The organism is Auraticoccus cholistanensis, from assembly GCF_009742705.1.
Taxonomy (GTDB): domain Bacteria; phylum Actinomycetota; class Actinomycetes; order Propionibacteriales; family Propionibacteriaceae; genus Auraticoccus; species Auraticoccus cholistanensis.
Genome location: NZ_WPCU01000005.1, coordinates 133,454 through 144,301, shown reverse-complemented (window position 1 = coordinate 144,301; position 10,848 = coordinate 133,454). Strand labels below are relative to the sequence as shown.

The window sequence follows — 10,848 nt, the reverse complement described above, 5'->3', positions numbered from 1 at the left end:
CGCCTCGCCGCCGGCGAGGGCACCACCCCGCCCGACCTGGCCACCGCCGGCGCCGACGGGCTGCCGGGTGAGCAGGTGCTGCTGGACGGCAACGCCGAGGCCGCCGGCGAGGCCTTCTTCAGCCTGGGCACCTTCGCCGTCTCCCCCGACGGCCGCCGGCTGGCCTACGGCACCGACGTCCGCGGCGACGAGCGCTACACCATCCGCTTCCTCGACCTCGACACCGGCGAGCGCCTCCCCGACGAGATCCCCGACACCTCCGCCGGGGCGGTCTGGGGCGGTGCGGAGCACCTCTTCTTCACCCGCACCGACGACGCCTGGCGCCCCTTCGAGGTGCTGCGCCACCGCCTGGGCACCCCGACCTCGGCCGACGCCGTGGTGCTGACCGAGCCCGACGAGCGGTTCTGGGTCGGGGTCGACTCCAGCCGCGACGAGCAGTGGGTGCTCATCGGGATCGGCAGCAAGCTGACCTCGGAGTACTGGCTGCTGCCCGCCGACGACCCCGAGGGCGAGCCCCGGCTGGTGGCCCCGCGGCGCGAGGGCGTGGAGTACCACGTCGAGGTGGCCGGCGACCGGCTGCTGGTGGTCCACAACGACGGGGCGCTGGACTTCGCGCTGGCCGAGGCCCCGCTGTCGGCCACGTCGCCCGAGGAGTGGCGCGAGGTGCTCCCCCACCGCCCGGGGGTGCGGCTGCTGGACGTGGACGCCTACGCCGGCCACGTCCTGGTCTCGCTGCGCCGCGACGGCCTGACCGGCGTCCACCTGGTGCCCCGCGACGCCGCCGGCGACCTGGGGCCCGGCGCCGACCTGACCTTCGACGAGCCGCTCTACACGGTGTCCAACCTGGGCGACCCCAACTACGACGCCACCAGCTTCCGGCTCAGCTTCACCTCGATGGTCACCCCCACCACGGTGCTCGAGGCCGACGTGGCCACCGGCGAGCGGCGGGTGCTGAAGCGGGCCCCCGTGCTCGACCACCCCCGCCACGGCCCCTACCGCAGCGAGGACTACGTGCAGCGACGGACCTGGGCCACCGCCCCCGACGGCACCCGGGTGCCCATCTCGCTGGTGCACCGGGCCGACGTCCGCCCCGACCAGACCGCTCCCGCGCTGCTCTACGGCTACGGCTCCTACGAGATCCCGATGGACCCCGGCTTCTCGATCGCCCGGCTGTCGCTGCTGGACCGCGGGTTCGTCTACGCCGTCGCCCACGTCCGCGGCGGCGGGGAGCTGGGCCGCTCCTGGTACGAGCAGGGCAAGGAGCTGAGCAAGCGCAACACCTTCACCGACTTCATCGCCTGCGCCGAGCACCTGGTGGCCGAGGGCTGGACGACCCCGGACCGGCTGGCCGCCGAGGGCGGCAGCGCCGGCGGGCTGCTGATGGGCGCGGTGGCCAACCTGGCGCCGCAGGCGTTCCGGGCCATCCACGCCGCGGTGCCCTTCGTCGACAACCTGACCACCATCCTCGACCCCGAGCTGCCGCTGACGGTGATCGAGTGGGAGGAGTGGGGCGACCCGCTGCACGACCCGGAGGTCTACGACTACATGGCCTCCTACGCCCCCTACGAGAACGTGGCCGCGGTGGAGTACCCGGCGATCCTGGCCACCACCAGCCTCAACGACACCCGGGTCTACTACGTGGAGCCGGCCAAGTGGGTGGCCCGGCTGCGGAGCCTGGCCACCAACGGCCCCGACCGGCCCATCCTGCTCAAGACCGAGATGGTGGCCGGCCACGGCGGTGTGTCGGGACGCTACGAGAGCTGGCGCGAGACCGCCTTCGAGCTGGCCTGGCTGATCGACCAGGTGAGCCCCGCCGCCGGCACGCGCTGACGCCCCACCGCCCCGGCCCGACGTACGACCACGGTCTGACCTCGGCGTCCCCGGGTACTCCCCAGGGCACCGAAGGCGCCTCAGGGACGCTTCAGGGTCGCTCCGGAAACACTTGGGCCCCTTCGTGCGTTGTACCCGGTGTCACCAAGGAAAGGGCTGCACACAGTGAGCACGAACGCACAGGGACGCATCCGGGCCAACGAGGGTATCGACGGCAAGGACGCGGTGGGCCTGTACCTGGACGGCATCGCCAAGACCCCGCTGCTGACCGCCGCGGAGGAGGTCGAGCTCGCCCGCACCATCGAGGTGGGACTCTACGCCGAGCAGCTGCTGGCGGGCACCGTCAAGGCCAAGGACCGACCGCGCGGCTACCGCAAGGCGACCACCGAGGAGCTCGAGCACCTGGCTGAGGAGGGACGTCGGGCGCAGCAGCGCTTCGTCACCGCCAACCTGCGGCTCGTGGTGTCGGTGGCACGCAAGTACGGCCGCTCGCAGATGCCGCTGCTGGACCTCGTCCAGGAGGGCAACACCGGGCTGATCCGCGCGGTCGAGAAGTTCGACTACACCAAGGGGTTCAAGTTCTCGACCTACGCCACCTGGTGGGTGCGGCAGTCGATCAGCCGCGGCGTCGCCCAGCAGGGCCGCATCGTCCGGCTGCCGGTGCACGTCGCCGAGCAGGTCAACCAGGTCGGGGCTGTCCGCCGCACCCTGGAGCGTCGGCTGGGCCGCGAGCCCGACATCCTCGAGATCGCCGACGAGATGGGCGTCGAGCCCGACAAGGTGCTCGACCTCATGCGCTACGGCCGGGAGCACGTCTCCCTCGACGCCCCCGTCGAGGAGGGCGGTGACACCGCCCTCGGCGACCTGATCGCCCGCGAGCCCATGCCGGGCCCGGACGAGGTCGTCATCGACGCCGAGGAGTCGGCCCGGCTGGAGAGCATGCTCGGCCACCTCGACGACCGGTCCGCCGACGTCGTGCGCCGTCGCTACGGCCTGCTCGACGGCCGCCAGGCCAAGCTGGCCGACATCGGCGCCGTCTGGGGCATCACCGCCGAGCGGGTGCGTCAGATCGAGCGGAACGCCATCGCGGTGCTGCGCCAGCACAGCGAGGCCGCGGCCTGACCCGCACCGTCGCCGCACACCGAGCCCGTCCTGGTCACCAGGGCGGGCTTCGTGCTGTCCGGGGCGCGGCTGGAGGCCGGCTCGGGGTGGATGTCCTGTGGGAGGGGGTGTCCCGCCCGGTCGAGCCTCGTCCTCGTTCCTCGGACGAGTTCTCCCAACGCCCGCCACACCCCTGACACCCCCTCCCACAGGACATCCACGTGCCCGGGTGCATCTGGTCGGTCCCCGGCTCCGGTGGGCCCTGGTGACCGGGACGGCTGGTGTGGCGCTGGACTCCCGAGGACCTCGGGGCTGACCGCCTGCCGGAACCTGTCGATGGCGTGGGGCCGGACCCTCCACGGGCCTGACCTCACGCCATCGACAAGTTCTGGAAGCGGTCTGGGGGTCAGCGCGGGTCGACGACGCGGATGAGACCCTCCTGGGCGACGGTGGCGACGAGCTGGCCGTCCTGGAAGAGCCGGCCGGTGGAGAGGCCGAGGGAGGAGCGGGCCGACGGCGAGACCTGGTCGTAGAGCAGCCAGCGGTCGGCGCGGAAGGGGCGGTGGAACCACATCGAGTGGTCGATCGAGGCCGCCTGCAGACCGGGGCCGCCGAACAGCACCGGGTGCGGGACGACGCTGACCGCCAGCAGGGTCAGGTCCGAGGCGTAGGCGAGGGCGGCCTGGTGGCGGCGGGGGTCGTCGCCCAGCTCGCCGGCGACCTTCATCCAGACCCGGGCCCGGGCGGGGTGGTCGTCGGCGCTGAGCACGCCGCCGGGACGCGAGTCGCCGGCGTAGCGGACGTCCAGCGCCCCCCACTCCGCCTCCCAGGTGTCGGCACGGCGACCGCTGAGGGCCTCCATGGCCTCGCTGAGCCGCGGGCAGTCCAGCGGGGCCGGGACGTCGGCGGGTTCGGGGTCCTGGTGCTCCAGGCCGTCCTCGGCGGTGTGGAAGGACACCGACACGGTGAAGATGACCGCGCCGCCCTGGCGGGCGAGCACCCGCCGGGTGGCGAAGCTGCGACCCTCGCGCAGCAGCTCGACGTCGTAGATGATCGGCGCGTCGGTGCGTCCCGGCTTGAGGAAGTAGGCGTGCAGGGAGTGCACCGACATGTCGCTGGTCAGCGTGTGCTGGGCGGCGGTCAGCGCCTGGGCCAGCACCTGCCCGCCGAAGGCCCGCTGCAGGTGGGTGGCGGGCTGGCTGCCGCGGTAGAGGGTGAGCTCGATCTGCTCCAGCTCCAGCAGCTGGACCAGCTCCTCGACCGAGGCCGGCATCAGCGGACCCCTCGGCGCAGTCGCGGCGTCACTCGTCCCCCGGCGCGGAGCGTCATTCGTCGTCCCCCGGCGCGGAGCGTCGTCACTCGTCGTCCCCCGGCGCGGAGCGTCGTCACTCGTCGTCTTTCGCCTGGTCGGCGAGGAAGCGCTCGAACTCGGCGCCCAGCTCGTCGGCGCTGGGCAGGTACTCCTCCGGCCGCAGCTGCATGGCGTCGTACTGGGTCTCCAGCGAGGAGACCACCTCGAGCACCTCGGCCGAGCTGTTCATCTCGGTGTTGATCTCGGTGAGGTTCGCCGCCACCCGGTCGGGCAGGTCGCCCATCGGCAGCGCCAGCCCGGTGGCGGCGTTGATCCGCTCCAGCACGGCGACCACCGCCTGGTGGAAGGTGGCCTGGGCCAGGTAGTGCGGCACCAGCGCGGCGAAGCCCATCGCGAGCCGGTCCTGGCCGCCCAGGGCGAGCTCCCAGTAGGCGCTGAAGCTGGCCGGGACGTCGACGCGGTCGATCAGCCGGGGGTTGTCGGTGAAGCGCTCGGGGTCGGTGGAGTGGGCGGTGATCAGCGTCGGCCGGGTGTGCGGGACGGCCACCGGGGCGCCGTAGGCGGTCACCACCGCCGACACGTCCAGCTCCTCGACCAGCCCGTTGAGCGCGGCGACCATCCGGTCCCACTGGGTGTCGGGCTCGGGCCCGTGCAGCAGCAGGTAGTCCTGGCCGAGGCTGTCGGTGGCGTGGCTGATCTCCAGCGAGAGGGCGCTCGCCGACTTCCAGGTGTTGGTGTCGAAGGTGATCACCGGCCGGCGCGAGCGGTAGTCGTGCAGCACGTCGTGGTCGAAGGTCACCAGCGTCTGGTGCTCGGCCTGGCGACGCAGGTGCCGGCTGAGCCCGCGACCGGTCTGGCCGGCGTCGACGTAGCCCTCCAGCAGGTGGATCAGCACCGGCCGGCTGCCCCTCAGCTGCTCCCGGACCTCGGGATCCATCTCGTACAGCAGGCTCGGCTCGATCATGACCACAGCCTAGCGACGGCGGCGGCGCTCCCCTCCCGCCCGCCGCTCAGCCGCGCCGGGCGGCCTCGATCGCCCGCAGCACCCGCTTGCGCGACACGGTGCCCCGGGTGCCCAGGGTCTGGGCGAACAGGCTCACCCGCAGCTCCTCGACCTGCCAGCCGATCTCCTCCACGGCCGGCGGCAGCGGGCCCGGCGGCTGCTCGGCGACCAGCTCGGCGTAGGCGTCCTCGACGCCCACCACCTCCGCGCCGAGGCGCCGGTCGCGGGCGGGGTCGGTCGCGGCGCTGCGCAGCCGCTGCTCGGCGGCGGCGAGGTAGCGCGGCAGCTGCTGCAGCCAGCCGTAGCCGGTGACGGCCAGGAAGCCGGGGAAGACGAGGTTGCCCACCTGCTCGGTGACGTCGTCGCGGGTCTCCGGCGGCAGGCCGGGGCCGGCCAGCAGCCGCAGCACCTGCTGGTGGGTGGTCAGCAGCCGCGCGGTGGTGGCCACCACGCTCCGCATCCGTTCGGCGTTGTCGGCCCTGACCCGGTCGCACAGCCGGCGGAAGTCCGCCTCCTCGCGCACCTGCTCCGGGTGCGGGCACACCTCCTCCACCAGGCTGCCCACCGACGCCAGCCGGGCGTCGGCCAGCAGGTCCGGGACGCCCGGGTAGGGGCTGTGGCCGAGGGCGAGCTTGTCGGTGTTGGGCAGGTGGGAGACCACCCACCGGGTGGGGTCCGGGGTCTGCAGCAGGACCAGGCGGCGCAGCCCGCGCACGTGCAGCTGCTGCTGCTTGTGCGGGCTCTCGGCCACCACCAGGCCGACGGTGGCGCCGCGGGGCGTGCGCTCCTCGGTCAGCGCCGGGTAGCCGACGACGCGGTGCCCGCCCCGTTCCAGCCGGAGCTCGGCCGGGATGGTGCCGAAGGTCCAGTCGGTGCGGCCCGTCTGCACCAGCTCGGAGGAGACGCGGCCGAGCGTCTCGCTGACCGTCTGGGCCAGCTCGCGGCGCAGCTCGGCCAGGTCGCGGCCCTGCCGGCGCCCGTCCGGGGTCGGCACCTCGAACCGGACCCGCAGGTGCTCCGGCACGGGCCGGCTCTGCCAGGCCTCCTCCGGCACCTGCTCCCCGGTGAGCGCGCGCAGGGCCTGCCCCAGCGCGCGCGGGAAGGGGACGTCGCTCCCGACCTGGTGCTCCGACAGCCACTCGAGCGCCCGCCGGGCGTGGTCGGGCGCCGGCACGAACCGTGTGCGCAGCTGCTTGGGCAGCCCCCGGATCAGCTCGGTGGCGAGCTCGCGGCGCAGCCCGGGCACCTGCCAGCTGAAGGGGGCCTCGTCGACCTGGTTGAGGACCTCGACGGGGACGGTGACGGTCACCCCGTCCCGGCCGGAGCCGGGGTCGAAGACGTAGTCCACCGCCAGGTCGTGTCCGGCGACCGTCCAGGTGTCGGGGAAGCCGCCGGTGGCGTCCGCGGCGGCGTCGGTGACCAGGTCGTCGAGGGTCAGGTCGAGCAGGTGGGGCTGCTGCTGCCGGGCCTCGCGCCACCAGCGGTCGAAGTGGGCGCCGGAGACCACGTCGGCGGGCACCCGCGCGTCGTAGAAGGCCGCGATCGCCTCGTCGTCGACGACGATGTCGCGCCGCCGGGCCCGCTCCTCCAGCTGCTCCGCCTCGGCCCGGACGGCGGCGTTGCGGGCGAAGAAGTGGTGCCGGGTGCGCCAGCGGCCCTCCACCAGGGCCGCCTGGATGAACATCCGGCGGGACTCCTCGGGGTCGATGCGGCCGTAGCCCACCTGGCGGCGGGCGACGACGGGCACGCCGAGCAGGGTGACCCGCTCGTAGGCCACCACCGACGCCGACCGCTCGGACCAGTGCGGCTCGGAGTACTGGCGCTTCAGCAGGTGCGCGCCGACCTCCTCCAGCTGCGCGGCGGTGACGGGGGCGACCGTCCGCGCCCAGAGCCGGCTCGTCTCCACCAGCTCGGCCGCCATCACCAGCTCCGGTGGCCGGCGGCTGAGGACCGAGCCGGGGGCGATGGCGAACCTGACCCCCCGGGCGCCCAGGTACTCCCGCATCGGCGCGCGGCCGCCGCCGCGACGGGGCCGGCCGCCCTCCTCGCGGACCTCGAGCAGCCCGATCTGGGACAGCAGCCCGGTCAGCAGCGCGGTGTGCACCTGGTCGACGGGGGCGTCGCGGGTGTTGGTGGTCATGCCGAGCTCGGTGCAGATCTCGCGGAGCTGGCCGTGCAGGTCCTGCCACTCCCGGATGCGCAGGAAGTTGAGGAACTCGTCGCGGCACATCCGGCGGAAGGCGTTGCCGGAGAGCTCGCGCCGCCGGGTGCGCAGGTAGCGCCACAGGTGCAGCCAGGCCAGGAAGTCCGAGCTGGGGGTTCCCTCGTCGGGGCTCCCCTGCTGCTGGTCCTCCGACGGCAGCGCCCCCGCCGCGGTCCAGAACCGCCGGTGCAGCGCGTCGGCGGCCTCGCGGTGCTCCGCCGGGCGCTCGCGCGGGTCCTGGATGGACAGTCCGGCCACCACGACGAGCACCTCGCGCAGGCAGCCCCGGTCCTCGGCGGCCAGCAGCATCCGTCCCAGCCGGGGGTCGAGCGGGAGCCGGGCCAGCCGCTGCCCGACCCGGGTGAGGCGGACGTCGTCGCCGCCGCCCTGCGAGCGGCGCTCGTCCAGGGCGCCCAGCTCGCGCAGCAGCCGCAGGCCGTCGGCCACCTGGGCGCTGACCGGCGGCTCGACGAACGGGAAGTCGGTGATCGCGCCCAGCCGCGCGCTGGCCATCTGCAGGATGACCGAGGCCAGGTTGGTGCGCAGGATCTCGGGCTCGGTGAACTCCGGCCGCGACTCGTAGTCGGCCCGGCTGTAGAGCCGGATGCAGATCCCGGGGGCGACGCGACCGCACCGGCCGGCCCGCTGGTTGGCCGAGGCCTGCGAGATCGGCTCGATGGGCAGCCGCTGCACCTTGCTGCGGGCCGACCAGCGCGAGATCCGGGCGGTGCCGGTGTCGATCACGTAGCGGATGCCGGGCACCGTCAGCGACGTCTCGGCCACGTTGGTCGACAGCACGATGCGCCGGCCGGTGTGGCGGGCGAAGACGCGGTGCTGCTCGGCGGCCGAGAGCCGGGCGTAGAGCGGCAGGATCTCGGTGTGCGGCAGCTGCAGGGCGGTGAGCGCGTCGGCGGCGTCGCGGATCTCGCGCTCGCCGGAGAGGAAGACGAGGATGTCGCCACCGGTGAGGTCGGTCTCGGCCTGCAGCTCGCGGACGGCCTCGACGATGCCGTCGACCTGGTCGCGCTCCTCGCCGGTGAACCGGTCGGCCCCGGCGTCGGTGTCGGGGTCGTCGTCGTCCTCGTCGAGCTCGCGGTCCTCGGCCCGCAGCGGGCGGTAGCGCACCTCGACGGGGTAGGTGCGTCCCGACACCTCCACCACCGGGGCGGGGTTGCCGTCGGCGTCGGCGAAGTGCTCGGCGAAGCGGGCGGTGTCGATGGTGGCGGAGGTCACCACCACCTTCAGCTCCGGCCGCTGCGGCAGCAGCTGGCGCAGGAAGCCGAGCAGGAAGTCGATGTTGAGGCTGCGCTCGTGGGCCTCGTCGATGATGATCGTGTCGTAGCGGCGCAGCATCCGGTCGTGGCCGATCTCGGCCAGCAGGATGCCGTCGGTCATCACCTTGAGCCGGGTGGCCTCCGAGGAGCGGCGGGTGAAGCGGACCTGGTAGCCGACCACCGAGCCGAGCTCGGTGCCGAGCTCCTCGGCCACCCGCTCGGCGACGCTGCGGGCCGCGATGCGCCGCGGCTGGGTGTGGCCGATGGCGCGACGCCCCATGGCCAGGCAGAGCTTGGGCAGCTGGGTGGTCTTGCCCGAGCCGGTCTCGCCGGCCACCACCACCACCTGGGAGCGCTCGAGGGCGGCGCGGATGTCGTCCGCGCGTCCGGTGATGGGCAGGTCGGGGTCGAGCTCCAGCCGCACCGAGTCCGGCAGCGGCGGCGGTGGCTGCTCGGGGCGGGGCGCCCGGTCGCGGTCCGGGCGCTGCGGGGGCCGGCCCCGGCGGCCCTCCCGGGCAGGGCGGCGTTCGGGTCGGGGGGCTGACATGGCCGGCCCAGCCTATGCGGTCGCGACGCCCGACGGCGGCTCCGGTGCTGCTGCGGTCGCACCTGGGGTCCGCAGCCGGTGACCACGGGTGGATGCCCGGCCCCCTCCCCGCCCGGCAGCGTGTCGTCCATGAGCACCACGTACCGCCCGGCCGCCCAGCCCACCCGGCCCGACCCCGGGCTGACCCGCTGGTTCCTGCAGACCGGGGTCTTCGCCGCGGGCCCGGTGCCGACCGACGACGCCTACGCCGACTACCGGCGCAGCGTCGCCCTCCCCTCGCTCCCCCGCCCCCGCTTCGTCGCCGACCTGCGCCGGCTCGGGGTCGAGGAGAGCGGCGACGGCCACGCCGCCGTGCTGCGCCGCTCCCGCTGAGCGTCCGCGGCGTGTGAGCGGGCAACCCGCTTGCCCGCCGCTCGCGCGTGGTGGTCGACTGCGGCCATGGACGATCTCGCCGCCTGCTGGCCCCCCTACGCGCTCACCGTGACCACCGCCGACCTGACCCTGACCGTGGCCCGTGAGTCCGACGTGCCGGAGCTGGTGGAGCTGGTGCTGTCCGGGGTCCACGACCCCGCCATGATGCCCTTCGACGAGCCGTGGACCGACGCCGACCCGGCCGAGCTGCCGCAGAACTACCTGCGCTACCAGAGCTCGGTCAAGGCCGGCTTCACCCCCGACTCGTTCACCCTGGAGATGGTGGTGCGTCGCGACGGGGAGGTGGTGGGCTGCCAGGGGCTCAGCGCGCGGCAGTACCCGGTGACCCGCAGCCTGGAGACGGGCTCCTGGCTGGGGCGCCGCTTCCACGGCCAGGGAATCGGCACCCGGATGCGGCAGGCGGTGTGCGCGCTCGCCTTCGACGTGCTCGGCGCCCGCCAGGTCACCTCCAGCGCCTTCGTGGACAACCCGGCCTCGCTGGCGGTGAGCCGCAAGGTGGGCTACGTCGAGAACGGCACCCAGCTCAAGGTGCGCCGCGGCGAGGCCGCCCTCAACCAGCGGCTGCTGCTCACCCCCGAGCGGCTGGTCCGCGGCGCCCCGGTCGAGGTCACCGGCGCCGGGCCGCTGCTGCGGATGCTCGGGCTGAGCGAGCCGGCGACGATCGGGTAGACATGCCGGCATGACCGCCACCGACGAGGCCCCCGACGGCCGCGACGCCGCCCACCAGATCCCCGACGAGGTCAGCCAGCAGACCGTGGAGGCGCTGGGCCGGCTCTCGGAGGCGCTCGAGACCGTCGAGCGCGCCCGGGGCCACCTCTACACCTTCCACCAGCTCACCGGCACGGCCGACATCCAGCTCCAGGGCGCGGTCGAGGCGCTGCGGGAGGCGGGTCACGCCGACACCGCCGACCGGCTGGACGCGGAGCTCGTCGGGCGCAACGTGCTGAGCGGGCGCTGGACCTTCCAGGTCGTGGAGGACTACGACGACAGCTACTGGTCGCTCTTCCGCGACCTGGAGCGGCAGGCCCGGGAGCAGCACGCGGGAGGCCGGCGGCACCTGTACGAGGCGCAGATGAAGGAGCGCGAGCGCAGCGCGGGACGTCCCGGCCACGAGGGCACCCCCGACGAGACCTGAGGGAGCTCCTC

The 10,848-nt window shown here is 74.2% G+C and carries 8 protein-coding genes; 5 read left to right on the top strand and 3 right to left on the bottom strand.

All coding sequences use genetic code 11. The features are described from left to right. On the top strand, nucleotides 1-1,830 hold a 1,830-nt coding region (locus GC722_RS06605; RefSeq protein ID WP_231747544.1), incomplete at its 5' end, for a S9 family peptidase. Between the two features lie 165 nt (nucleotides 1,831-1,995). Further along, nucleotides 1,996-2,952 carry a sigma-70 family RNA polymerase sigma factor gene (locus GC722_RS06600; RefSeq protein ID WP_331714464.1) on the top strand — a complete coding sequence of 319 codons (957 nt, stop codon included), beginning with the start codon at nucleotides 1,996-1,998 and terminating at the stop codon, nucleotides 2,950-2,952. Between the two features lie 385 nt (nucleotides 2,953-3,337). Here the strand turns inward: GC722_RS06600 and GC722_RS06595 are convergent, their stop codons facing one another. The 3 genes from GC722_RS06595 to hrpA all read right to left on the bottom strand — a co-directional run bounded on the left by GC722_RS06595 (nucleotide 3,338) and on the right by hrpA (nucleotide 9,270). Continuing rightward, nucleotides 3,338-4,204 carry an acyl-CoA thioesterase gene (locus tag GC722_RS06595; RefSeq protein WP_156609226.1) on the bottom strand — a complete coding sequence of 289 codons (867 nt, stop codon included), beginning with the start codon at nucleotides 4,202-4,204 and terminating at the stop codon, nucleotides 3,338-3,340. Between the two features lie 112 nt (nucleotides 4,205-4,316). Next, nucleotides 4,317-5,207 (bottom strand): PAC2 family protein, encoded by an 891-nt coding sequence (locus GC722_RS06590; protein WP_156609224.1) that lies wholly within the window; start codon nucleotides 5,205-5,207, stop codon nucleotides 4,317-4,319. 46 nt (nucleotides 5,208-5,253) lie between these two features. Next, entirely contained in the window at nucleotides 5,254-9,270 is a 4,017-nt protein-coding gene (hrpA, locus tag GC722_RS06585; protein WP_156609221.1) for an ATP-dependent RNA helicase HrpA, read from the bottom strand. A 129-nt stretch (nucleotides 9,271-9,399) separates the two neighbouring features. Between hrpA and GC722_RS06580 the strand changes: the two genes are divergently transcribed. The 3 genes from GC722_RS06580 to GC722_RS06570 all read left to right on the top strand — a co-directional run bounded on the left by GC722_RS06580 (nucleotide 9,400) and on the right by GC722_RS06570 (nucleotide 10,837). Continuing rightward, nucleotides 9,400-9,642, top strand: a complete 243-nt coding sequence (locus GC722_RS06580) for a hypothetical protein (protein WP_156609219.1) — start codon at nucleotides 9,400-9,402, stop codon at nucleotides 9,640-9,642. Between the two features lie 66 nt (nucleotides 9,643-9,708). Next, nucleotides 9,709-10,371 carry a GNAT family N-acetyltransferase gene (locus GC722_RS06575; RefSeq protein ID WP_156609217.1) on the top strand — a complete coding sequence of 221 codons (663 nt, stop codon included), beginning with the start codon at nucleotides 9,709-9,711 and terminating at the stop codon, nucleotides 10,369-10,371. A gap of 10 nt (nucleotides 10,372-10,381) precedes the next feature. Beyond that, the gene (locus GC722_RS06570; RefSeq protein ID WP_156609215.1) at nucleotides 10,382-10,837 is read left to right on the top strand and encodes a hypothetical protein; all 456 of its coding nucleotides are present in this window, start codon (nucleotides 10,382-10,384) and stop codon (nucleotides 10,835-10,837) included. The last annotated feature ends 11 nt before the right edge of the window (nucleotides 10,838-10,848 follow it).

Excerpts from the sequence above, each read along its gene's own strand:
- GC722_RS06570 (WP_156609215.1), top strand. The coding sequence starts at position 10,382 with ATGACCGCCACCGACGAGGCCCCCGACGGCCGCGACGCCGCCCACCAG.
- GC722_RS06595 (WP_156609226.1), bottom strand. The coding sequence starts at position 4,204 with ATGCCGGCCTCGGTCGAGGAGCTGGTCCAGCTGCTGGAGCTGGAGCAG.
- GC722_RS06590 (WP_156609224.1), bottom strand. The coding sequence starts at position 5,207 with ATGATCGAGCCGAGCCTGCTGTACGAGATGGATCCCGAGGTCCGGGAG.
- GC722_RS06580 (WP_156609219.1), top strand. The coding sequence starts at position 9,400 with ATGAGCACCACGTACCGCCCGGCCGCCCAGCCCACCCGGCCCGACCCC.
- GC722_RS06575 (WP_156609217.1), top strand. The coding sequence starts at position 9,709 with ATGGACGATCTCGCCGCCTGCTGGCCCCCCTACGCGCTCACCGTGACC.
- hrpA (WP_156609221.1), bottom strand. The coding sequence starts at position 9,270 with ATGTCAGCCCCCCGACCCGAACGCCGCCCTGCCCGGGAGGGCCGCCGG.